The following is a 23634-nucleotide window of genomic DNA, read 5'->3' on the forward strand; positions in this document are numbered from 1 at the left end:
TCGTCATGCCTTCTCGCTCCAGGGCGCGATGGGGTTGCCCTGCCAGCGGGTGAAGTCGGGGACCACGTCGCCGCGCATCACCAGCGACGCGGGGCCGACGGTCGCCGCGTCGCCGAGGCCGGCCGCCGGTAGCGCGACGCAGTGCGGTCCGAGCGTGGCACCGTTGCCGAGGGTCACGCGGTCCATGGCCATCACGCGATCGTGGAACAGGTGGGTCTGCACCACGCAGCCGCGTTGGATGGTGGCGCCGTCGCCGAGGGTCACCAGATCGGCCTCGGGAAGCCAATAGGTCTCGCACCACACGCCGCGACCGATCTTCGCGCCGAGCAGCCGCAGCCACACGTTGAGGATCGGGGTGCCGGTGGCGGCGTTGGCGAACCACGGGGCCGCGACAGTCTCGACGAACGCGTCCGACAGCTCGTTGCGCCACACGAAGGAACTCCACAGTGGGTGTTCGCCCACCGCGATCCGGCCCACCACCAGCCACTTCGCGGCGGCCGCGATACAGCATGCGGCGGCGCCGGCGACCAGCAGCATCAGGCCGCTGACCAGGCCGGCGAGCCAGAAGTTCGATTGCGAGGCGATGTACTGCAGGCCGATGAGGACGAACAGTCCGAGGCCGAAGGAGATCATCACCGGGATCAACCGCATCGTCTCGACGATCGCGCGCGCGATCTTGAGCTTCCGCGGTGGGTCGAAGGTGCGGCTGGTGTCGGTCTGGGCGACGGCGCGCCGCAGACGCACCGGCGGGCTACCCAGCCAGCTCGATCCCGACTTCGCCTTGTCCGGCGTCGCCGACAGCACCGCGACGAGGCTGTTCTTCGGGACCTTGCGTCCCGGACCGGTCATGCCCGAGTTGCCGAGGAAGGCGCGCTTCCCGATCTTCGCCTCGTCGATGTGCATCCAGCCGCCACCGAGTTCGTAGCTGGCCACCATGGTGTCGTCGGCGAGGAAGGCCCCGTCGCCGACCGAGGTGAACTTGGGGATCACGAGGGCGGTGCTGATCTCGGTGCCCGTCCCGATGTCGGCGCCGAGCAACCGGAACCACGCGGGTGTCAGCAGGCTCGCGTAGAGCGGGAACAGGTAGGTCCGCGCGGAGTCCATCAACCGTTCGGTGGCCCACACCTGCCAGCCGACCCGCGAGCGCACCGGGTGGTACCCGACGGACATGCCGATGGACAGCAGGCGCACACCGATCGCGGTGATCGCCGCGAACACGAGCAGGCTCACGACGGTGGCCGCGGGAAGCAACGCCAGCGATCGCAGGGCCACGTCGCGCAGACGGTCGGCGCGCGCCGCCCAGGTGCCGATCACCGCCAGGCCCGCGGCCAGGGCGATCAGCGGGATGCCCGCCAACAGGATGGAGCTGATGCCGTACACCGGCACCCACCAGCTGGCGCGCGGCGGTCGTTCCGCCGGCCACGGGGTGGTGGCCTTACCGGTCTTCACCGCGGGCGATCCGGCCCAGTGCTGACGCGCCTTCACCTTGCCGAGCACCGCCGATCCCGGCGCGACGACGGCGTCGCGGCCGATGCGGGTGCCGGGCAGGAGCGTCGAGCGGCTGCCGACGGTGGCGCGCTCGGCGATCTCGATGTCGCCGATGTGGACCACGTCGCCGTCGATCCACCAGCCGGCCAGGTCGACCTCGGGTTCCACCGAGCAGCCCTCGCCGAGCGAGATCATCCCGGTCACCGGGGGAAGTGAGTGCAGATCGACACCGGAGGCGATGTCGGCGCCCAGCGCCCGGGCGAAGTAGATCATCCACGGTGCGCCGGCCAGGTTCGATGCGCCGCTGGCCTCGGTGAGGCGTTCGGCGACCCAGAGCCGCAGGTGCACCGATCCGCCGCGCGGGTAGGTTCCCGGCGTCACCCCCGCGAGCAGCAGCCGACAGCCGACGGTGGCGATCACCATGCGGCCCAACGGGGTGATGAACACTATGAACGCGGCGAGCAGCACCCACCAGTTCACCGAGATGAGCCACGGCACGTCGGTGAACTCGGCGGCGACGTTGTTCGCGACCCCGAGCCACGTCGCCCACTGCAGACCGGTGAGGGTCGTCAGCGGGATCGACAGCAGGATCTGCGCGATGCCGGTGATGCGCGGTGTCGGGCGCACCTCGCGGGGCTCGGCGACGATGCCGGGGTTGAGGTCGTCGAGCATCCCGGCGAGTGACCCCAACCGTGGGTGGTCGTAGAGATCGGCGACGGTCACCTCGGGGTAGCGCTCGCGCAGCGCTGTCACCAGCTGCGCGGCGGCGAGGGAACTGCCGCCCTCGCTGAAGAAGTCCGCCTTCTCGTCGACGATGGCCACGCCGAGCACCGCGGTCCACAGGTCGGCGACCCACTGCGCGGTCGGGCCGAGGTCGGCGCGGTCGGCGTCGCCGGTCGTGCCGGGGAGCGGCCAGGGCAGCGCGTTGCGGTCGACCTTGCCCGAGGTGCGGGTGGGCAGTTCGTCGACGAGCGCGAGCCGGGGGACCATCGCCGCGGGGAGTTGTTCGGCGAGGATCTCGTGCGCCCGCGTCACATCGAAAGTGGGATCGGTCGAGGCGAGGTAGCCGACGAGCACCGAGTTGCCGGCGGCGGTCTTGCGGACCGCTGCCGCCGCGCCGCCGACACCCGGAAGGTTCTGCAGCGCGGTGTCGATCTCGCCGAGTTCGATGCGGCGCCCGCCGACCTTCACCTGGTCGTCGGCGCGGCCGGCGAAGATCAGCCCCTCGGCCTCCAGACGGACCAGATCGCCGCTGCGGTAGGCGCGGTCCCAGCCGAGAGTGGGCATGGCCGAGTACTTCTCGGCGTCCTTGGCCGGATCGAGATAGCGGGCCAGCCCCACACCGCCGATGACGAGTTCGCCGGTCTCGCCCTCGGCGACCGGGTTGCCGGTGGCGTCGACGACCGCGAGATCCCATCCGCACAGGGGGAGTCCGATGCGGACCGGTCCCTGGCCGGTCAGCGGTGCGGCACATGCGACGACGGTGGCCTCGGTGGGGCCGTAGGTGTTCCACACCTCGCGGCCCGGGACGGCCAGGCGCTCACCGAGTTCCGGTGGGCACGCCTCGCCACCGAAGATCAGCAGTCGGACCGCCTCGAGCGCCTCGGCGGGCCACAGGGCGGCCAGCGTGGGGACCGTGGAGACCACGGTGATGTCGCGGGCGACCAACCACGGACCGAGATCCATGCCGCTGCGCACCAGGGCTCGGGGCGCCGGGACGAGGCAGCCGCCGTGGCGCCACGCGAGCCACATCTCCTCACACGAGGCGTCGAACGCGACCGACAGCCCCGCCAGCACGCGATCCCCCGGACCGATCGGGTCGTCGACGAGGAACATGTCGGCCTCGGCGTCGACGAACGCGGCGGCGTTGCGGTGGGTGACCGCGACACCCTTCGGGGTGCCGGTCGACCCCGAGGTGAAGATGATCCAGGCGTCGTCGTCGGGTGTCGGGGCCATCGACGACGCCGACGCCGGCACCTCGACGGTGTCGCGGTTGCGCACCGACGCGGTGCGGTGCAGTCCCGACTTGTCGATGACCGCGGCGACCTGGGCCTCGCCGAACACGAGCTGAGCGCGCTCATCGGGGTCGTCGACATCGACCGGGACGTAGGCGGCGCCGGCGGCGAGCGTCGACAGTATCGCGAGGTAGAGCTCGCGGGAGCCCGACGGCATCCGGATGCCGACCCGATCGCCGCGCCCGATGTTCTGCTGCGCCATCCACCGGGCACCGTCGTCGACCGCCTCGATCAGTTCGGCGTAGCCCAGCGACACCTCGCCGTCGTCGATGGCGGGTGCGTCCGGGTGGCGACGAGCGGTCTCGGTGAGGATGTCGATCAGCGTGCGGGCGTCGCCGGCCTGCGACGACAACAGGTACTGCGGCGGGATCGGGTGGGTCACCGACGTCCTTTCCGGCTGTGGTCACGGCCCTGTCGGGCGATGACAGTCTGGCAGCCCCCGACCGGAGAGATGCGGTGAGGTCGGCCACGCCGACGGCCGTGTCGGCGGGGAACTTCGAGCGCGATCAGACGACGACCTCGGACGGTGGGTGTTACGTTCGGTCACAGAGACAAGCGTCACGCAATCCGACGTCACCGTTCGTTCATCGAGCGTCTGCGTCCCGTTCGACTGCATGCGTTCCGACAAGAAGGGGCGGTCACGTGCGTGTCGAGACCCACCGGAGGAGGCCCCCGTGCCGGTGATCACCCACACCCGCCCCAGCCGCGGATCCAAGCCGATCTGGGTGGGCTCCCGTCTCGTCCTCAAGCCACTCCTGCGGCTGTGGCCGGTGACCCCCTCGGGGTTGCGGCTGCTCTACCTCATCGACCGTGCCGCGGCCCGCGGCCCCAAGCCGCGCGGCGTGGTGAGTGAGCAGATGGAACTCGCCGGCCGCCCGGTCGAGATGTCGGTGCCCGCGGGACCGAGTCGCCGCGACAGCGACACCGCCCTGCTCTATCTGCACGGCGGCGCGTTCATCACCTGCGGCCTCGCGACCCATCGTGTGGTCGCCGGCCGCATGGCCCGCGTCACCGGTCTCCCGGTGTTCTCCCTCGCCTACCGCCAACTGCCCGAGGCCGGTGTGGGGACGTCGGTGCACGACGCCTACTACGCCTACCGCGAGCTGCTCCTCGAGCGCGGATACCGCCACGTGGTGGTCGCGGGCGACTCCGCCGGGGGATTCCTGGCCGCGAAGATCGGCGAGTACGCCCACCGCGATGGGCTGTCCATGCCCGCGGCCTACGTGGGGTTCTCGCCGCTGCTCGATCTCGACCTCGCGAACAATCCCGATCGCAGCAGCCGCAGCGACGCCTACCTCCCGATGTCGAAGATGGCCGAGCTGACCCCGATGTTCGACCAGGGTCCGATCGGGCTCGACGGTGTCCGCCGCATCGCGGCTCTCTCGCCCCGGTCGATCCCGCCGCTGCTCATCACGTGCGCGCAGGACGAGATGCTCGAACCCGACATCATCGAACTCGTCGAATCCCTCGACGCCGCAGGTGCGACGGCGGTCGCCCACAGCTTCTCGTGGCAGGTGCACGCGTTCCCGGCCATCTCGGGCAAGCATCGTGAGGCGCTCGAGGCGATCGCGTTGGCCGGCGACTTCGTGCGCGAGGCGCTGCACAGCGCCAAGCAGGGCGACGCCTCGGCCGAGAAGATGCACGGCCAGGCCGGTTAGCTCCGCTCGGTCAGGTCTGGTGTGGGGCACGCCGTTCGCGGCGGGCCTGGGCTCGGCACTTCGCCGAGCAGTATCGGACGTCGTCCCACTGGCCGCGTGCGGCCCAGCGCTTGCGGTTGTCGAACGGTCGACCGCAGACCTCACAGGCCTTGCTCTCCCGCCAGTCCGCGGAGTCGCCTCGCTGCCTACCCATCGCTCCATTCTGCGCCCACAGTTTCCGGGCCGACACTTTCCGGGCCGACGGTCGACTCGATGGCCGAGATGCGGCGGAGGTCGTCGAAGCGCACGATGACGGTCCCGTCGGCGCAGCGGAGCTCGTAGCAGTCGGCGTCGGCGCGGTCGAGCACGATGCCCTCGCGACGGGCGGCGTAGGAATGGACCGCGAGAACGTGGTCGGTCATCATCCCCGAGCTCAGCCCCTCGGTCAGCGTGCGGTTCACCGACAGGCTCCGCGCCGGCGGCAACGCGAAGTCGGCGTCGTTGCGCAAGATGAACGTCGCCTGGTCGTCGGCGGACTCGCCGAACGACCGGAACCAGACCGGCGCCGGGTCGAGCGACAGCGCCTGGGTGAGCAACACGTACTGCGTGGCGACATCGGTGCGGACGGGCAGCCCCTGCGCCGCGCGGGCCTCGGCGTCGAGTGGCTGCAGCGCTGTGGTCAGTTCCGCGATCCCGAGTTGCTCGCCGTTGCCGTGGACCGTGTTGGCGATCGCGACCACCGGCTCGGCGAACTGGTTGATGTTGTGCCACCCCCACATCCACGATCCGTCCGCCGAGGTCGACCCGACGAAGCTCGGCGCGAAACGCGCCGGGGGATCGGTGTGGAAGGTGAAGGTCGGAGGTTCGGTGAGATCGCCCTCCCAGGCCACGCCGCCGAACCGTTCGGCGAACAGCACCTGCGACTCGAAGGCCAGCAGGACGATGTGATCGACGAGTTGGGCGACCACGTCACCCTCGACATCGATCCAGAAGTTGGGCTCGAGATCGGCCACCGTTCTCCCCCTCGGTGAATGCGTGTTCGGAACGAACCCTATCGACCCCTCGGACGTCGGGCGCGGGGCTAGCCTGGGAGACATGACCGCTCAATCCGTCACCGAACTCATCGCGCTCGACGATCTCCTCGACGCCGACGAACGCGAGATCCGCGACACCGTCCGCCGCTTCGGCGAGGAGAAGCTGCGTCCGCACGTGGCCGGCTGGTTCGAGGACGCGAAGCTGCCGGTGCGCGAGCTCGCGGGACAGCTCGGCGAGCTCGGACTGTTCGGGATGCACCTCACCGGCTACGGCTGTGCCGGCTTGTCGGCGACCACCTACGGCCTGGCCTGCCAGGAACTCGAGGCCGTCGACTCGGGTCTGCGCAGCTTCGTCTCCGTTCAGGGCTCGCTGGCCATGTTCGCGCTGCACGCCTTCGGCAGCGACGAGCACAAGGACGAGTGGCTGCCGAAGATGGCCGCGGGCGAGGCCATCGGCTGCTTCGGGCTCACCGAGGCCGACTACGGGTCGAACCCCGGCGGCATGCGCACCAACGCCAAGCGTGACGGCGACGACTGGGTGCTCAACGGGTCGAAGATGTGGATCACCAACGGGTCGGTCGCCGACGTCGCCGTCGTGTGGGCGCGCACCGACCTCGACGAGGGTGCCCGCGGCATCCGCGGATTCGTCATCCCCACCGACACCCCCGGGTTCAGCGCCCCCGAGATCACGAAGAAGATGTCGCTGCGCGCGTCGGTCACGTCCGAACTCTTCCTCGAGGACGTGCGCCTGCCGGCGTCGGCGATGCTGCCGGGCGTGCAGGGACTCAAGGGCCCGCTCAGCTGTCTCAACGAGGCGCGCTTCGGGATCGTGTTCGGTGCGCTCGGCGCCGCCCGCGACTGCCTCGAGACGGCGCTGTCGTACGCCGCCGATCGCGACGTGTTCGACAAGCCGCTCTCGAGCTACCAGCTCACCCAGGCCAAGCTCGCCGACATGGCGCTCGAACTCGGCAAGGGGCAGCTCCTCGCGGTGCACCTCGGGCGTCGCAAGGACCGCGGCGAGATCCGGCCCGAGCAGATCAGCGTCGGCAAGCTCAACAACGTGCGCGAGTCGATCAAGATCGCCCGGGAATGCCGAACCATCCTCGGCGCCAACGGCATCACCCTTGAGTACCCGGTGATCCGCCACATCAGCAACCTCGAGTCGGTGCTCACCTACGAGGGCACCAGCGAGATGCATCAGCTCACCGTCGGCAAGGCGCTGACCGGGTACGACGCCTTCCGCTGACCGAGTCGGACATGTCGGTTCGTTAGGCTGTCGCGCATGGAACAGGGCATGCGTACGTTCTCCAAGAGCCTGACCGTGCTCGGGTCGATCCTGCTGATCGGCTGCGTCGGCTACCTCATGGTCGGGTGGTTCTCCGACGAGCGGTGGGGCTGGGTCGCGATCGGCGTCATCGTGATCGCCGCGAACCTCGGTGTGCTGTTCGTCCAGCTCAAGCCCACCCCGAAGCCCCGCGACTGGACCGTCGACGAGGTGCGGACACTGATCGAGCCGGTGCACGGCGAGATGGCCCAGATCCGCACCCTGCGCCGCGCCGACAAGGGTCTGCCGCTGGCCAAGGCGGTCGAACTCGTCGCCCAGGCCCGGATCGGCTCCTAGCGCACGATCTCGTCGGCCACCCATCGCGCGACACCGTCGGGATAGGGCGCGGGCAGCCCGAGCGTGACGTGGTCGAAGCCCGCGGCGACGGCCTCGGCCACCGCCTCGCGGGTGGCGCCGGGGTCGTCATACGACACCCCGAGGTGGATCGACCGGCTGATCGACGCGGGATCCCGCCCGATCCCGGCGCAGTAGCCGTCGAGCAGTGCACTCCGCTCGGTCACGTCGTCGATGTCGCCGCCGGGGATGTTCCACATGTCGGCGTGCTGGGCGACCAGACGCAGCACGGCCTTCGAGCGGCCGCCGATCATGATCGGCGGTCCGGGTCGCTGCACCGGCTTCGGGTTCCCGAACGCGCCGGTGACGTCGACGTGGTCACCATGGAAATCGAACGGTTCGGATTCGGTCCAGAGCTTCCGGATCACCGTCAGCGACTCCTCCAGACCGGCGACCGCGCCGGTGGCGTCGAGGTACGGCAGACCGTGGGCGTCGTACTCGCGTCGCGCCATCGGCACGCTCGGTCGCGAACCGGCCCCGATCCCGAAGATCAGCCTCCCGCCGGACACCACGTCGACCGTCGTCGCGATCTTGGCCAGGATCGCCGGCGGCCGAATCCGGTTGCTGGTCACCAGGAGCCCGAGCCGCAGCCGTTCGGTCTGCGCGGCCATCGCCGACAGCAACGTCCAGCCCTCGAAGATCGGGCCATCGGGGTCGCCGCCGATCGGCATGAGGTGATCGAAGAGCCACGCGTCGGAAATCTCCTCGACGCCGTCGGCCTCCTGCCACACCCGCACCAGGTCGGCGTAGTCGACGTTCTGTGGGGGAGTGACGATCCCGAAGCGTGTCACCTCAGCGCCGCCGCAGCGACGCGTCGAGGATCGCCGGCGGGGTGTCGAACTTCTCGTCCGGCGCCAGGTCGACACCGGGGGCGACGATCTCGTCGATGGCGTCGAGAACATCGGCCGACAGTTCGGTGTCACCCGCGGCGAGTTGAGAGGTCAGGTGCTCGAGCGTGCGCGGTCCGATGATCGCGCTGGTCACGCCGGGATGTGTGGTCACGAATCCGAGTGCGAGCTGGATCAGTGTCAGTCCGGCCTCGTCGGCGAGTGCGACGAGCTTCTCGACGGCGTCGAGCTTCGCCTTGTTCGCGGGAGCGTCGGGTCCGAAACGCTCGGGCATGAGCTTTGCGCGGTTCGAGGTGTTCTCCTGCCCCGCGCGGATGGCGCCGGAGAGGAAGCCGCCGGCGAGCGGACTCCACACCAGCACCCCCATCCCGTACTCCTCGGTGACGGGAAGGACGTGGGATTCGATGCCGCGCTGCAGGATCGAGTAGGGCGGTTGCTCGGTGGTGAAGCGACTCAGGTGGTTCTCGCGAGCGGCCCACTGCGCCTGCACGATCCGGTACGCGGGGTAGGTCGACGAGCCGAAGTAGCGGATCTTGCCCGCGCGCTGCAGGTCGGTCAACGCCGAGAGCGTCTCCTCGTCGCTGGTCTGCGGGTCCCAGCGATGGATCTGATAGAGATCCACGTGGTCGACGTCGAGGCGTCGCAGGCTGTTCTCCAGCTCGGCGACGATCCAGCGGCGGGAGCTACCGCGGTGGTTGCGCTCGTCTCCCATCGGGTTGAACACCTTGGTGGCCAACACGATGTCGTCGCGGCGCCCCGCGATGGCCTTGCCGACCATCTCCTCCGACTCGCCCTGGCTGTACATGTCGGCGGTGTCGATGAGATTGATGCCGCCGTCGAGGGCGGCATCGACGATCGCGGTCGCGTCGTCCTGCGTGGTGTGGCCGATGGCGCCGAAGTTCATGGCGCCGAGCGAGAGGGTGCTGACCTGGACGCCGGTGCGGCCGAGAGTGCGGTACTTCATGAGGACCCCTGATCTGAGCTATCGTGAACGGAAGCGGAACGTGGTTCCGATTCAAAGATACGGAACACTGTTCCGCTTGTCGAGAGGGGATGCTGCCGTGGTCGAGGCCACCCCGTCACCGACGCGGAAACGGGCCGATGCCCGGCGCAACGCCGAGACACTGCTCGATGCCGCCGCGGCCGCATTCGTGACCGGCGGTGTCGCCGTCCCGGTGCGCGAGATCGCCGCCGTCGCCGGCGTGGGGGTGGGCACCATCTACCGCCATTTCCCGACCCGCGCGGACCTGATCGTGGCCGTGTACCGCCACCAGGTCGACGCCTGCGCGGCGGCCGGACCGGAACTGTTGGCGCGCACCGAGTCCGCGCACGCTGCGCTGGCGTCGTGGATCGACCTGTTCGTCGACTTCCTGGTCACCAAGCACGGCCTCGCCGAGGCGCTGCAGTCCACTGACCCCACCTTCGAGGCCCTGCACTCCTACTTTCTCGACAACCTCGTCCCGGTGTGTGCCGACATCGTCGACGCCGCCGCGCGGGCCGGCGAGATCCGATCCGACGTGCGCCCGATCGACCTGATGCGGGCCGTGGGCAACCTCTGCATCGGTGCCGGGTCGGACACCCAGTACGACGCGCGACGCATGGTCGGAGTTCTCGTTGCGGGCCTGCGGGTGCAGCCGGGCCGCTGACGCCCGCCGGGGTGGGTCAGGCCGCGGCGCGTTCCACGGCCAGCAGGCTGTTGGCGTGGTGCTCCTCGCGATAGGCCCTCGCTCCGCCGTTCGCACCGAACAGGCGTTTGCTCCACACGAGCCAGACCACCGCGGCCACGTTGACCGCGAACAGCAGGACGCGCAGCACGGTGACCTTCTCGGTGAGCTCGTAGATCTCGACGGGCAGGAACACGCTGGTCGCGACGACGGCGAAGTACTCACCCCACCGCTTCATCAGCCACAGTCCGGTCGCCTCGATGAGCTGGGAGACGCCGTAGACAACGATGGCGACCCCGATCCACACGAGCGTGGTGGAGCTCAGGGAGAAGCTCTTCTCGACGAGCCTGATGACCTTCGAGTCGTCGATGTTCCACCCGAGCTGGTTGGCGAGGGGACGCAGCAGCGGCAGCTCGGTGTCGAAGGCGTGGCGGGCCGACTCGCGACTGTCGCGGAAGCGGATGACCGCGCCACCCGCGATCAGCAGCACGATGGCGCGCAGCAGTCGCTCGACGGCGAGCAGTCGCAGCACCACCCGGTCGCGCGCGGCCTTGCCGCCGGCGATGTCGGGTGCCTCGTCGGCCGGTCCCCGGCCGTGTGGCTCGCCGACCGCGAAGTCACCGCAGCGCAGGCACCGCCAGGCGTCGCCGGCCGCGGTCGTCGCCGTCAGTCGTGATCGCAGCCCGGGGTGGTCGGTGGGCTCGTACGTGGCGTGTCCGTGTCGGCTGCACGCACGCAGTGACCAGTCCATCGATGCCGCCGCCTCCCCTCGGAAGAAATGTGCCCACACCATAAGCGGTCGCTGTAAGAGCGGAGTGACCATGCGATCTTTGTCCGATTCGAGCGACGGCCGGGTGAATGGACGGCGTTTCACTGGGCTCGAGCGCGCGTCTGAGGCAAGATTCGACGCGGCACGTCGGTTGATGTGCCGTCGACGCAGACCGCTCGTCTGCCCGGGTCGAGGAGACCACCATGACCGGCTTCGACCGCCACGACATCAGCCGTCGGACCCTGTTCAAGGGGGCGGGAGCGCTCGGAGCGGCGGCCGCTGTCGGCGCGGTGAGCAGCAAGAACACCCCTGTCGCGTTCGCCGATCCGGCCGCCGGGTCGCGCGCGGTGTCGATCGCGGGCACCACCCTCGACACCGTCGGCGTCCCCGCCGCGACCGGACCGAAGTCGTACCGCCGCCTGGTCGCCGGCCCCGCGTGGCCGCTGGTGGTCCGAGGAGAACTGGCCACACCCAAGGCGGGTCGAGACGGTCGACGGACGGGACTCGCGTCGATCGTGCAGACCACCGACGTCCACATCGTCGACGCCGAGAGCCCGGTGCGCGCGGAGTTCGTGCACCAGTACAACGGCTCGGCGTTCCGGCCCCACGAAAAGCTCGGTGCCGCGGCGACCATCAATCTGGTGCAGCGGATCAACGACCTGAAATCGGCCCCGTTCAGTGGGCGCAAGTTCGACTGTGTGGTGTCGACCGGCGACAACACCGACAACCACGAGTTCGTCGAACTCGGGTGGTTCCTCACGCTGTTCAGCGGTGGAACCCTGGCGCAGTCCACCGGTGACCTCACCCGGTACGAGGGCGTGCAGGTGTGGGGTTCCGAGCTGTACTGGCAGCCGGAGTCGGCGGTGAACGACCTGTACAAGCAGAAGGGGTTCCCGCAGATCCCCGGGTTGCTCGCCTCGAGCATCAAGCCCGTCACGAGCCCCGGTCTCGACACCCGCTGGTACAGCGTGTTCGGCAACCACGACGACAGCGTGCAGGGCACCCTGCCGAGTGGGATCGGGGCGCTCGACGCGCTCTACACCGGTTCCATCAAGCCGGATCTGCCGCTGCGTCAGACCGAGGTCGCGCGGATCGCCGATGCCTTCGACAACCGACCGGTCGACGCCGCCCGCATGCTCGCCGCGCAGGCGGTCAGCGGGCCGATCCGCACCATCACCCCCGACCCGCGTCGGCGCCCGTTCACGCCGAGGCAGTACATCGCCGAGCATTTCAAGGACCGCTACACCGGTCCCGGGCCGGTCGGTCACGGATTCGCCCGGGATGCAGCCGAATCCGGCATCACCTACTACTCGTTCGAGATCGCTCCCGGCGTCGTCGGCATCTCGATGGACACCACCAACCACGCGGGATTCACCGACGGGTCGATCGGGCAGGGCCAGCTCGACTGGATGCAGCGACTGTTCACCCGCGACCGCACCACCCTGTTCGTGGCGTTCAGCCACCACACGAGCGACACGATGGAGCTGCCGATCCCCGATCCGGAGCGGCCACTCGAGCGTCGCGCCACCGGGCCACAACTGATCGACTTCTTCCACCGCTTCCCGAACGTGATCGCGTGGGTCAACGGTCACACCCACACGAACAAGATCACCCCGCACCGCGGATCGACTCCCGCGCAGAGCTTCTGGGAGATCAACACCGCCTCGCACATCGACTTCCCGCAGAACGCCCGAGTGATCGAGGTCTGCGACAACGCCGACGGCACCCTGTCGCTGTTCTGCACCCTCATCGAATCGGCCGCGCCCTACTCGGTCGACTACTCCGACCACTCGGTGACGGGGTTGGGCTCGATGTACCGCGAATTCTCCTACAACGACACCGGTTACGAGGCCAAGCGTCTCGGCACCTCGGTCGACCACAACGTGGAACTGTTGCTCCCCAAGCCTTTCTGACCGTCGACGCGGCGAAACTCTGCACGGAGCGGGTCGGCATGGACCATACGTCCACGCCGGGTCCCTGCTTGCAGACTTTCGCCGTCTGCCGCTGAGATCCCTCATCCGGCGACCAGGCACCCACCGTCCGCGAGTAGCAGGCGGCCGACACCTGGCCGCCTACACGAGCAGCAGCACCGCGGCGACCACCATGGCGACGGAGGTGAGGCCGTGGATGGCCAGCGCGGAGGTGGTGGATCCGCGATTGCTCAGGACGATGGCGGCGTCCCCGGTGGGGATGATCGCGAGCACCAGCATCAGCCACCCGAGCTGGGCCGGAGCGAGGAAGATCCACACGATCGGGGCGATCCCGCTGGTCACGTCGCGGACGCCCTTGACCTGCCACCACCCGCGGGCGTCCTCGCTCGGGTAGGTCCGCAGGCCGAATCCTGCCGCGTTCTTCTCGTTCTTCGTCAGGTAGGCCAGGCCGATACCGATGATGCCGAGTGCACCGATCCAGGTGAGGGCGAGTCCGATGAGGTGTGCCACGACGGTTCCTATCCACGGTTGGAGATCTATCAGTGATAGATCATTGCTAGGAAAGCTATCACTGTTAGATTCAGCTCGTGGCACGACAGGACAGAAAGATTCGGGAGCGCGCCGAACGGGAAGCCCGCATCATCGAATGCGCGGCCGACATCGCCGAGCGCGAGGGGTGGGCCGCGGTCACCACGCGCCGCCTGGCCGACGAGATCGAATACAGCCCTCCGGTCCTCTACGGGCATTTCCCCAGCGGTCGCGCCGGCATCGTCGACGCGGTCGCGGTCCGTGGATTCGCGCAGATGGCACAGATGTTGGCCGCCGAACCCGACGCCGGACTCGATCGACGGCGCGGGGTGATCGAGCGCTACCTCGAATTCGCCGCCACGAACCCCGCGACCTACACGGCGATGTTCTCGATGCCGATCCTTGCCGAATTCGCCGCCACCACAACACCGCCGGAGCTCCTCGATGCGTTCGCGACCATCGCCGACGTGGTGGGGGACGGCCCGTCGCGCGACGCGCGGGCCGAGGTCCTGTGGAGCGCACTGCACGGTCTCGCGACGCTCGCGCGCGACGGCCGCCTCCCGTCCGACACCCGCGATGCGCGCGTCGACGCGCTTGTCTCGATGCTCGGCTGAACGTGTGCGCAACGGTTCATCATTGACTTAATGACTACACAGTCATTAGTGTCCTCGGCATGACCACACGTGACATCCGCAACCAGACGATGCTCCCGATCATCGGCACACTGGTGCGTGCCTACGTCGTGATCGCGGTCCTGACGGTGGTCGCGCTGGCGATCCTGTCGGCGGTGGCGCCCGATCAGGCCCCTCGGGACGCGTGGGTCCACGCGGTCGTCGTCGTCGTGTTCGCCGCGCTGCTGCCGCTGCGACTGCGGTCGGCACAGCGGGGGAGCGTGGCGGCCCTCCGCGCCGTCGGGATCATCGCGGCGGTGCTGTTCCTGGCCAACGTCATCGAGGCGATGATCCCGGACTTCGCCCCGGGATGGATGCGCATCGAGATGATCGTGATCGCGTTGGTGATGCTCGGGATCATCGGATCCGTTGTGCGGGAACGCGTGTGACGGTCACTCCCACCCCACGTCGACGCCTGAGCCCCGACGCGCGCAAGGAGCAACTCGAGCGCGCGGCGATCGACCTGATCGGCCGCGACGGCCTGCCCGCGACGACCGCAGAGGCGATCGCGGAGGAGGCCGGGGTGTCGAAGGGTCTGCTGTGGCGGTATTACGAGAACCTCGACGCACTGCTGGTGGCCGCCGCGCGTCGCGCCTTCGTCGCCCTCGAGAAGGCGGTGTCGGTCGATGTCGATCTCGACGCCCCCGCGGCGACACTGTTCACCGCGGCCATCCACCGCGCCGCCGGTCTGCCGACCACCCACCCCGCCGAACTGCGGACCGTCCGCCAGGTCGGTGCGGCCTTCGCGACGGCCGATGGCGACCCTGCCGAGCGAGCCGCCGAATACGCTGCGCTTCACCGCCGTCAGGCCGAGCTGCTGCGACGCTGTCAGGAACGCGGCGACATCCGGCCCGACCTCGATGTCGCCCTGCTCGCGGTCACCTATCAGGGCATGGTCGACACCATGCTCGACCACCTCGACGCCGACCCGACCCTCGACCCCGCCGCGTACGCCGACCACGTCGCGGAGGTGTTCCTCGGTGGCGTTCGCGCTCCGCTTGCGTAGTCGCGCTCCGCTTGTACGTGGAGCGCGACCGGAGAAGTGGAGCGTGGAGTCAGACTGTGACGTCAGCGGGTTGCTGATCGGCGAACTGGGTGCGGTAGAGCTCGGAGTAGCGACCACCCGAGGCCAACAGGGTGAGGTGGGTACCGCGCTCGATGATGCGCCCGTCCTCGAGGACGAGGATCTGTTGCGCGGCGCGGACGGTGGACAGCCGGTGGGCGATCACGATCGACGTCCGGTCGACCAGGGCCTCCGAGAGCGCCTCCTGTACAGCGGCTTCCGACGTCGAATCGAGGTGGGCGGTCGCCTCGTCGAGGATCACCACGGCCGGTTCGGCCAGCAGGAGACGCGCGATCGTGAGGCGCTGACGTTCACCACCGGAGAGCCGGTATCCGCGTTCGCCGACGACGGTGTCGAGCTGACCGGGCAGCGACCGCACCAACTCCTCGAGCCGGGCGCGCCGCAGCGCGGCCCAGATGTCGTCTTCGGTGGCGTCGGGAGCGGCGAGCATCAGATTGGAGCGCACGGTGTCGTGGAACAGGTGTCCGTCCTGCGTGACGAGACCGACCGCGCGATGCAGCGACGCCGACGTCACGTCACGCACGTCGATGTCGTTGACCGTGACGGCGCCGGAGTCGACGTCGTAGAGCCGGGTGGCGAGCTGGGCGATGGTCGACTTACCGGCGCCCGAGCTGCCGACGAGGGCGACCATCGAACCGGCGGGCACCTCGAACGACACATCGTGGATCACCTCGACGCCGCCACGGTTGTCCAGTTGCGCAACCTCTTCCAGCGACGCCAGCGACACCTTGTCGGCCGATGGGTACGCGAACCGGACGCCGTCGAAACGCATCGACACCGGTCCGCGGGGCAACTCGCGCGCGTCGGGCTTGTCGGCGATGAGGGGTACGAGATCGGTCACCTCGAAGACGCGCTCGAAACTGACCAGGGCGCTCATGATCTCGACACGGGCGTTGGCCAGCGCCGTGAGCGGCGCGTACATCCGTGTCAGCAGCAGGGCGAGTGACACCACCGATCCGGCGTTCAGGTGTCCGTGCACGGCGAGATAGCCGCCGACGCCATAGACCAGCGCGAGCGCCAGCGCCGACACCAGCGTCAGCATGGTGACGAACACGGCCTGCAGCACCGCGCGCCGCACCCCGATGCCGCGCACATTGGCTGCGCGGGCGGCGAATTCGCGCGACTCCTCGTCGGGGCGGCCGAACAGCTTCACGAGGGTGGCGCCGGGCGCGGAGAAGCGCTCGGTCATCTGGGTCGACATCATCGCGTTGTATTCGGCGGCCTCACGCGACAGTGCCGCCATCTGCGCGCCCATGCGTCGGGCGGGGACCACGAACAGCGGCAACAACACCAACGCCAACAGGGTGATCTGCCACGAGATGAACAGCATCACGGTCATGGTCAGGATGAGCGTCACGAGGTTCGACACGACGCCCGACAGCGTGTCGCTGAACGCGCGTTGCGCGCCGATCACGTCGTTGTTGAGACGGCTGACCAGCGCTCCGGTGCGGGTCCGCATGAAGAACGCGATCGGCATCGTCTGCACGTGGTCGAACACCGTGCGCCGCAGATCGAGGATCAGGCCCTCGCCGATCGTCGCCGACAACCACCGCACGAGCAGTCCGACGCCCGCCTCCACCAGCGCGATGACGGCGATCGCGACCGACAGCCACACGATCACCGACGTGTGGCCGTTGCCCGTGATCTGGTTGACGACACGGCCGGCGAGCAGGGGGGTGGCGACGGTGAGAATCGCGGTCGCGATGCTCAACACGAGGAAGACGGCGATGCGGGTGCGGTGCGGACGGGCGAACCGACCGATCCGTCGCATGGTGCGACGCCGCTCATCCTTCGGCAGTCGCGACTTCTTCTCCGACCGCGACATCGAGCGGTACAGCGAGTTGTACGCGACGGATTCCATGGACATCATTTGAGCGTAAGACATCAACCAATGTTCAGGTCAACGGAAGCCTGCCCCGTTCGCGCTCAGAGGAATCCGACGGGCTTCCGCCCGGCCCCGACGGCCGGTGTGGGGTCGGTACCGATGCCCCGGGCCAGCAGTTCGGCGTAGACGTCGCGAAAGTCGGTCGTGACCTTGAGATCGCCGTCGTCGAGATCGGTGAGACTCGGTTCGTCGCCGTAGAAGCCACCGCGCACCGGGGCGCCGGCGATGAACACCGGGCCCGCGGTGCCGTGATCGGTGCCCTCGGAGGCGTTCGCCCGCACCCGTCGGCCGAACTCGGAGTACGCCATCACCACGACGTCACGCCCGCGCGGATCGGTGCGCATGTCGGCCAGGAATCCCGACAGTGCGGCATCGAGCTCGCCGAGCAGCTTCTGCTGCGTGCCGCGTTCGTCGGCGTGGGTGTCGAACCCACCCAGCTGCACCGAGTACACGCGCGTCGCGACCCCCGCCTTCACGCACCGGCCGACGACGGCGAGCTGATCGGCGAGCGACTGACCCCCGTGGCCACGCCCGCCCGTCCCGCCGCGCGACGACGAGCCGCCCAGCAGCGGGGAGAAGGTGCCCGAGGCGACCTTCTCGGCCGCGTATGACGCACACACCATCGACTCGGCCGCCGAATCCGATGCCGACCGTGCGCCGAGAGACGCCAGGGTCGCGACCGACGCCGCGGCCAGCGGGGTACCCGAGGTGTTGAGGGCCGCGGCGGTGGCGCGCTCACCGACGGCCAACGGCGGCAGCACCGACCCCACGTTCACCGCCCGCAGAGGGTCGTCGCCCGTCGCGTCGAGCCACCGGCCGATCCACCCCGTGTGCACGGGTTCCGAGGGCGACGCGGTCTGCCAGATGTCCATGGACCGGAAGTGGCTGTGATCGGGCTTCGGGTAGCCGACACCACGCACGATCGCGAGCGACCCCGCACCCCACAGGTCGTGCAACCCCGTCATCGCGGGATTGAGGCCGAGCTGTCCATCGAGATGGAGGACATCGTCCTCGGCGTAGGCGAGCTCGGGCCGGGCGTCGTGATAGGCGTTGTCGGAGTAGGGGATGACCGTGTTGATGCCGTCGTTGCCGCCGTAGAGCGTGACGATCACGACCACCCCGTCGCCGTCCGCGCGCGGATGCTCCACGGCCGTCGCGGTCAGCTCCTCGACCGACCACGCGGTCGCGCCACCCGCGACGCCGAGCGCGGCCACCACCGACGAGCCGATGAGAAATCTCCGTCGATCGACCTGCATCCGTGGGCCTTTCATGCGGTGAGGTATTCGGGACTGTTGAGGCCGATCGCGGTCAGCGCGGGAGGGTGGCCGACGGCGGTCCGCAGCACCGACGCGGTCCGGTCCGACCATCTCCCGACCCCGAGCAGGTGTCCCAGGGCGTCGATCCGGTCGCGCGGTGCGGCGTCGATGACCACCGCCGGTGTCGCGTGTGCGGCGAATCGGGTCGCCACGCCGAAGCGGGTCTCGGCGCCGGCCGTCGAGAGCCACGCCTGCCCCGCGGGCCATCCCCCGACGCTCGGGGGGAAGAACGGCAACTGCCCGAGGGTGCGCAGTGCGGAGGTCATCATCGTGATCTGCTGCGGCGTGACCTGCGGGGTGAGGGCGCGCGCGAGCCCGACCATCCACTCGACGGGGGACATCACGATCGACGTGCCGGATGTGGTGAACGCGGGATCGGTCACGATGGCCGTGACCAGGGCACGCAGGTCGCGTCGGGGGCCGTAGGCGTCGGTGAGGCGGCGCAGCGTGTCGGGCGGCGGCGGGGCGTCACTCGCGAGCTGTCGCCACATGCTCGTCGCGACGTACCCCGACGACGCCGGGTGGCCGAGCACGGCGTCGCAGAACGACGACGCGTCGAGGTCGCCGGTGACGCCGAGCACCGTCTTCGTGCCGGTGTCGTGCGCGCGGGTCCGCAGGGCAGTGGCCCCATCGGTGGTGGTGCGCCACCCGGTGAGCGCCCGGGCGCCCTCACGGACGTCGGTCTCGGTGTAGCCGTTGCCGTGGCCGAGGGCGAACAACTCCATGAACTCGCGCGCCAGGTTCTCGTTGGGGGCCGACTTCGTGTTCTGTGCACCGTCGAGCCACCGCAGCATCGCCGCGTCGGTCAGCATCGCGTACGCGAGCGGCCGGAACTCGCCCAGCCCCATCGACCGCAGCTTCTCGTTCTGCGCCAACATCGCCGAGGCGTCACGCACCTTCTGCGCCGAGGTCGCGAAGTGGTTGTGCCAGACGAACGTGAGTTTCTCGGGGGCGGGATTGTGCACCGACACCATCCGGCGCAGCCACCACGCGGTCAGTTCCGACTGCTGATCGGCGCGCTCGGAATTCACCTGCTTGCGCATCGCGGCCGAGACCGCTCGCCCCGGCGCGGCGATCGCATCGAGACGGGGCGCGGGGGTGGCTATCGCCCCCGGGTCGGCCGCCGGCGGGGCGGCCAACACATCGGCGACCCATCGGTGTACTCCCCGGGCGACGGCCGCGTCGACCTCTATGCCGGTCGCGCCGAAACCGAGTCGGCGCACCACGCGCGCGGCGCTCACCCAGGCTGTGGTGTCGGTCATGCGGCCAGTCTGTGGTCGCACCGAACGAATCGGGAAGGCTCGCGGCCCGACCTTAAGAAGGTCTTCAGCTCCGCGGTCTCCTCCGTCCCTAGCGTGGTCGGCATGACAGAGCCACACGACCCGCACCAGCCGGAACAGCAGCCGCCGACCGAGAGGTTCGACGCGCCCGCGCCGCCCGCGTTCCCACCATCAGCCGGGACGCCGCCGTCCGCGCAACAGCCCCCGCAGCGGGCCTCCTGGTTCTCGGGGACGCGTCGGACCGCGATCGTGACCGGTGTCGCCGGACTGGTGGTCGGTGGTGTGATCGGCGGCAGCATCGGGTGGGCGGCGACCGGCAACGACGACTCCGCGCACACGAACTCGGCGTATTCACGTCAGATGTCGAACGGTGAGGGTGGCGAGAACCAGACCGCACCGGCCAAGCGGCACGCCCGCGGCGCGGTGGCGGGGACCATCACCGCCATCAACGGGTCGTCGTGGACGATCTCGGGCCGCGGTGGACGCACGTGGGAGGTGACCATCGGGCAGAACACGACATTCGGTACGGCGAAGGCGCCTGCGCAGCAAGCGGACTTCCACGTCGGTGACCGCGTCGCGGTCGTGGGCAAGGCGACCGGGGGCACGGACGACTCGGGCACCATCGACGCCACCCGCATCGCCAAGAGGAATGCCCCCGCGGCGTCGTCGACCGCACCGAGCGCCTCGGCGACACCGGGCGCGACGAGCCAACCGAGCTGACGGCCGCACCGACCGGGGCATCATGGACTGATGGGTTCGTCGGTTCTGCTCGTGGAGGACTCGACGTCGATCCGTGTGGCCATCACGGCCGCGCTGACCGATGCCGGGCACTCGGTGCTGGCCCGGGGCGACGGTGCGCGTTTCGAACTCGACCTGGCCGAGTTCCGGCCCGATGTGGTGTTGCTCGACGTCATGCTGCCCGGTTCGGACGGGTTCGCGTTGCTCGAGATCGTCCGACGCCGCAGCGACGCCTGCATCGTGATGGTGACCGCGCGTGACACCGTCGCCGACCGACTGCACGGCCTCACCGAGGGCGCCGACGACTACGTGATCAAGCCGTTCGAGATGGCCGAGCTCGTCGCCCGGGTCCACGCGGTCCTGCGCCGGCGCGGGCGGGGCGCCTCGATCGTCCACGTCGACGACCTGGTGATCGACCCCGACGCCGCCGTCGTGGTGCGCGGTGGGACACCGATCGCGTTGACCGCGACGGAGTTCCGCATGTTGGTGGTGTTGGCACAGCGACGGGGTCGGGTGCTCACCAAGACCCAGATCCTCACGGCGGTATGGGGTTACGAGCATTACGACCCCAACCTGGTCGAGGTGCACATGAGTGCCCTGCGCAGGAAGCTGGAGGAGCACGGACCGCGTCTGCTCCACACCGAACGAGGCCGGGGATACACCCTCGACAGTGCCCGGCCGATGAGGTCGTCGTGACCGAGACCTCGCCGTTGCGGACGCGGTCGTTGCGTTTCCGCGTCACCGCCATCTGTCTCGGTGTCCTGTCCGTCGTCCTGATCGCCGTGATCGTCACCACGGCAACGCTGTTCACCGCGGTCTCCCACCGCGACGTGAACACCCTGTTGACCGACCGGATCGCCTACGCGCGTCAGCTGGCGCGCACCGCGACCGGACCCGAGGCGTTCCTCACCCGTATCGACGGCCGCTCGGTACGTGCTCAGCTGATCCTCGCCGACGGCTCCGTGGTGGGCCGGCCGCTCTCGCCCGGCGAGAGCGAGGAACGACGCGTGGTGCGGTTGCGCGGAGGGCGCGCGTGGACCCGGGGCGCCGAACTCACCCTGTCGGTCGACAACCGCCTCCTCGACCGACTGCAGTCCCGCCTGCTGTGGGGCATGGCGATCGCCGGGATCGTCGCCCTCCTGCTCACCGCGGCGCTGCTGTGGTTCGCGGTCCGCTACGCGTTGGCCCCGCTCGACGCGATGACGGGTCTCGCCCGGTCGATCACCCGCGGCCATCGCGGACGACGGCTGTCCCCGCAACGTCGTGACACCGAACTCGGTCGCACCGCAGCGGCATTCGACGACATGCTCGACTCGCTGGAGGGTGCGGAGGCGCGCGAACGCGCCGCGCAGCAATCGGTGCGACGGTTCGTCGCCGACGCCGCGCACGAGCTGCGCACCCCCATCGCCGGGGTGGCGGCCATCGCCGAGACGCTGTTGCAGTCCGATCGCGACACCCCCGTCGAGGATCGCGAACAGCTGTGTCTGCTGCTGGTCCAGGAGACCCGTCGCGCCGGTCGACTGGTCGACGACATGGTCGACATGGCACGCATCGACGCCGGGTTGACGCTGAGCCCGTCGCCCACCGAGCTGCGCTCGCTGGTCGCCGATCAGGTCGCCCGTGTCTCGGTGATCCACCCCGACATCGCGGTCACCGTGCGGGGCGATGCGACGCCGCTGGTGGCCGACGCCGGACGCATCAGCCAGGTGGTGGCCAATCTGGTCGACAACGCCTGTCAGGCGACGCCGCCCGGTGGCGCGGTCACCGCGTCGGTGTACGCCACGCCGGGGTTGGCGCACCTCGAGGTCGCCGACACCGGACCCGGCGTCGCCCCGGCCGACCGCGAGCGGATCTTCGAACGGATGGTCCGGCTCGACGCCTCACGCGATCGCCGGTCGGGGGGTTCGGGGCTGGGGCTCGCGCTGGCACGCGGCCTCGCCCGCTCGCACGGTGGGGATCTCGTCCTCGTCGATCCGCCGCCGGGTCTCGACGGCGCGGTCTTCCGCCTCGACCTGCCGCTGTCTCCCGCGCGGTGACCGCTACCTCAGCAGCGGCAGGAACGCCTCGGCGATGACGCGGTGGCCGGTGGGATTGGCGTGGATGTCCTTGTACTGCGTGCATCCCCACGTCCACTGACAGATCCGGGCGACGTTCTTCGGGAGCGGCCCGAAGCCGTCGACGGGAACCTGTGTGAGGACGTCGTTGTTGGAGAACGCGTTCAGCACGTCGGCGGTGGCGAACCCGTTGGCGCTGTTCGCCGAGCGGATGGTGTCGGAGAACAGGTTGTCGGCCGCCGCGGTGCCCTGGGCCAACACCTTGCCCTGCGCACTGTCGAGCCACCGCCGCAGCGGCGGCGTGTAGTAGTTCATGCCCACGTAGCGCGGACCGGCACCGCCTGCGGTGCGCAGCCGCCCGTCGATGGTCGACAGGTTGGTGCCGACCGTCTGCAGTGCGCCGCCGATGCAGCCGACGTCGGGGATCCCCAGCGCGGAGGAACCGGTGGTGACCGACCCGTTGAGGCAGCGGTAGAGGTCGTTGGCGCCGATGTCCAGGGTCACGAACTTCACGCGCGCCCGGTTCGCGGCGATGAAACGGGTCGCCTGATCGAGCTGCGACGACGCCCCGGCGTAGGTGCACCGTCCGCCGTTGATCATCGTCGCGGTCGTCTCGCCGCTGCAGCCCAACCGCACGTGCACGAGGTTCGGGTCGGAGACCTTGAGGGCGTCGTAGATGCGGTCGGTGTAGGAGACCGGTTCGTCGGTGTTCGTGTCCGGTTGGTAGCCGGCGGCCAAGGAGTCGCCCAGCGACACGTAGTAGGTCGCGGTCGGTGACGGATCGGGCAGCGGTCCCGGTGCGGCCCACGCCGGCGTGGTGACCAGTGCCGCGAGCGTCAGTGCGGCCGCTCCGACCGCTGCGAGCATCCGTGTGCGCATGAAGAACCTCTCGATACCGATGTGTCCTCCGAACGGGGGACGCCGGTTCGATTCGTACCACGGAAGGTGTTGGCCGGATGAATCTTTCATCGCATCGAGACCGCACCTATGTCCCACCGAAACTCTGGCGCTAGG

General features: G+C 69.5%; 22 protein-coding genes. 11 read left to right on the plus strand and 11 right to left on the minus strand.

All coding sequences use genetic code 11. The annotated features are described in order from the left end of the window. Positions 1-3: 3 nt before the first annotated feature. On the minus strand, positions 4-3885 hold the full coding sequence (locus TU34_RS04140; RefSeq protein ID WP_045821604.1) for a Pls/PosA family non-ribosomal peptide synthetase: 3882 nt from the start codon (positions 3883-3885) through the stop codon (positions 4-6). Positions 3886-4177: 292 nt separating this feature from the next. Between TU34_RS04140 and TU34_RS04145 the strand changes: the two genes are divergently transcribed. Further along, positions 4178-5161: an alpha/beta hydrolase gene (locus TU34_RS04145; protein ID WP_045821605.1), complete on the plus strand. Its 984-nt coding sequence runs from the start codon at positions 4178-4180 to the stop codon at positions 5159-5161. A gap of 10 nt (positions 5162-5171) precedes the next feature. Here the strand turns inward: TU34_RS04145 and TU34_RS22880 are convergent, their stop codons facing one another. Beyond that, complete coding sequence (locus TU34_RS22880; RefSeq protein WP_082079830.1) at positions 5172-5354, minus strand: DUF2256 domain-containing protein; 183 nt, start codon at positions 5352-5354, stop codon at positions 5172-5174. After that, positions 5347-6153 (minus strand): DUF6882 domain-containing protein, encoded by an 807-nt coding sequence (locus TU34_RS04150; protein ID WP_045821606.1) that lies wholly within the window; start codon positions 6151-6153, stop codon positions 5347-5349. Before TU34_RS04150 ends, TU34_RS22880 begins: the two co-directional genes overlap by 8 nt. Positions 6154-6235: 82 nt before the next feature. Here TU34_RS04150 and TU34_RS04155 point away from each other — a divergent pair, with 82 nt between their 5' ends. Beyond that, entirely contained in the window at positions 6236-7420 is a 1185-nt protein-coding gene (locus TU34_RS04155) for an acyl-CoA dehydrogenase family protein (RefSeq protein WP_045821607.1), read from the plus strand. A gap of 36 nt (positions 7421-7456) precedes the next feature. Further along, positions 7457-7795, plus strand: a complete 339-nt coding sequence (locus TU34_RS04160; protein WP_045821608.1) for a hypothetical protein — start codon at positions 7457-7459, stop codon at positions 7793-7795. On the opposite strand, the gene TU34_RS04165 is transcribed toward TU34_RS04160, so the two are convergent. Both TU34_RS04165 and TU34_RS04170 read right to left on the minus strand, forming a co-directional pair. Then, positions 7792-8643: an LLM class flavin-dependent oxidoreductase gene (locus TU34_RS04165; RefSeq protein WP_045821609.1), complete on the minus strand. Its 852-nt coding sequence runs from the start codon at positions 8641-8643 to the stop codon at positions 7792-7794. The genes TU34_RS04160 and TU34_RS04165 overlap by 4 nt on opposite strands. A gap of 1 nt (position 8644) precedes the next feature. Next, positions 8645-9664, minus strand: coding sequence for an aldo/keto reductase (locus TU34_RS04170; RefSeq protein ID WP_045821610.1), 1020 nt, complete (start codon positions 9662-9664; stop codon positions 8645-8647). Between the two features lie 97 nt (positions 9665-9761). Between TU34_RS04170 and TU34_RS04175 the strand changes: the two genes are divergently transcribed. Next, a complete protein-coding gene (locus TU34_RS04175; RefSeq protein WP_045821611.1) occupies positions 9762-10346 on the plus strand; it encodes a TetR/AcrR family transcriptional regulator in 585 nt (194 codons plus the stop codon). A gap of 16 nt (positions 10347-10362) precedes the next feature. Here TU34_RS04175 and TU34_RS04180 read toward each other — a convergent pair whose 3' ends face one another. Then, positions 10363-11115: a DUF2127 domain-containing protein gene (locus tag TU34_RS04180; protein WP_045821612.1), complete on the minus strand. Its 753-nt coding sequence runs from the start codon at positions 11113-11115 to the stop codon at positions 10363-10365. 221 nt (positions 11116-11336) lie between these two features. Between TU34_RS04180 and TU34_RS04185 the strand changes: the two genes are divergently transcribed. Then, positions 11337-13046: a TIGR03767 family metallophosphoesterase gene (locus TU34_RS04185; protein WP_045821613.1), complete on the plus strand. Its 1710-nt coding sequence runs from the start codon at positions 11337-11339 to the stop codon at positions 13044-13046. Positions 13047-13205: 159 nt separating this feature from the next. Here the strand turns inward: TU34_RS04185 and TU34_RS04190 are convergent, their stop codons facing one another. Then, positions 13206-13574 (minus strand): DUF4267 domain-containing protein, encoded by a 369-nt coding sequence (locus tag TU34_RS04190; RefSeq protein ID WP_045821614.1) that lies wholly within the window; start codon positions 13572-13574, stop codon positions 13206-13208. A 77-nt stretch (positions 13575-13651) separates the two neighbouring features. Here TU34_RS04190 and TU34_RS04195 point away from each other — a divergent pair, with 77 nt between their 5' ends. From TU34_RS04195 to TU34_RS04205, 3 genes are read left to right on the plus strand one after another with little or no spacing between them, the layout of a single operon-like run. After that, positions 13652-14206, plus strand: a complete 555-nt coding sequence (locus tag TU34_RS04195; protein WP_045821615.1) for a TetR/AcrR family transcriptional regulator — start codon at positions 13652-13654, stop codon at positions 14204-14206. 59 nt (positions 14207-14265) lie between these two features. Continuing rightward, entirely contained in the window at positions 14266-14652 is a 387-nt protein-coding gene (locus TU34_RS04200) for a hypothetical protein (protein ID WP_045821616.1), read from the plus strand. Further along, positions 14649-15269, plus strand: a complete 621-nt coding sequence (locus tag TU34_RS04205; RefSeq protein ID WP_045821617.1) for a TetR/AcrR family transcriptional regulator — start codon at positions 14649-14651, stop codon at positions 15267-15269. Before TU34_RS04200 ends, TU34_RS04205 begins: the two co-directional genes overlap by 4 nt. 49 nt (positions 15270-15318) lie before the next feature. Here TU34_RS04205 and TU34_RS04210 read toward each other — a convergent pair whose 3' ends face one another. The 3 genes from TU34_RS04210 to TU34_RS04220 are packed head-to-tail and all read right to left on the minus strand — an operon-like array spanning position 15319 to position 19810. Beyond that, positions 15319-17214 carry an ABC transporter ATP-binding protein gene (locus TU34_RS04210; RefSeq protein WP_045821791.1) on the minus strand — a complete coding sequence of 632 codons (1896 nt, stop codon included), beginning with the start codon at positions 17212-17214 and terminating at the stop codon, positions 15319-15321. Between the two features lie 59 nt (positions 17215-17273). Beyond that, positions 17274-18488, minus strand: coding sequence for a DUF1501 domain-containing protein (locus TU34_RS04215; protein WP_420835156.1), 1215 nt, complete (start codon positions 18486-18488; stop codon positions 17274-17276). Positions 18489-18499: 11 nt separating this feature from the next. After that, positions 18500-19810, minus strand: coding sequence for a DUF1800 domain-containing protein (locus TU34_RS04220; protein WP_045821619.1), 1311 nt, complete (start codon positions 19808-19810; stop codon positions 18500-18502). Positions 19811-19912: 102 nt separating this feature from the next. Here TU34_RS04220 and TU34_RS04225 point away from each other — a divergent pair, with 102 nt between their 5' ends. From TU34_RS04225 to TU34_RS04235, 3 genes are read left to right on the plus strand one after another with little or no spacing between them, the layout of a single operon-like run. Next, positions 19913-20548, plus strand: coding sequence for a DUF5666 domain-containing protein (locus tag TU34_RS04225; RefSeq protein WP_150116394.1), 636 nt, complete (start codon positions 19913-19915; stop codon positions 20546-20548). Positions 20549-20578: 30 nt separating this feature from the next. Beyond that, a complete protein-coding gene (locus tag TU34_RS04230) occupies positions 20579-21262 on the plus strand; it encodes a response regulator transcription factor (protein ID WP_045821620.1) in 684 nt (227 codons plus the stop codon). Next, positions 21259-22602, plus strand: a complete 1344-nt coding sequence (locus TU34_RS04235; protein WP_045821621.1) for a sensor histidine kinase — start codon at positions 21259-21261, stop codon at positions 22600-22602. Before TU34_RS04230 ends, TU34_RS04235 begins: the two co-directional genes overlap by 4 nt. A 3-nt stretch (positions 22603-22605) precedes the next feature. On the opposite strand, the gene TU34_RS04240 is transcribed toward TU34_RS04235, so the two are convergent. Then, complete coding sequence (locus TU34_RS04240) at positions 22606-23499, minus strand: SGNH/GDSL hydrolase family protein (RefSeq protein WP_045821793.1); 894 nt, start codon at positions 23497-23499, stop codon at positions 22606-22608. Positions 23500-23634: the final 135 nt, after the last annotated feature.

The sequence above is a fragment of the Williamsia herbipolensis genome (assembly GCF_000964005.1).
Classification (GTDB): domain Bacteria; phylum Actinomycetota; class Actinomycetes; order Mycobacteriales; family Mycobacteriaceae; genus Williamsia_A; species Williamsia_A herbipolensis.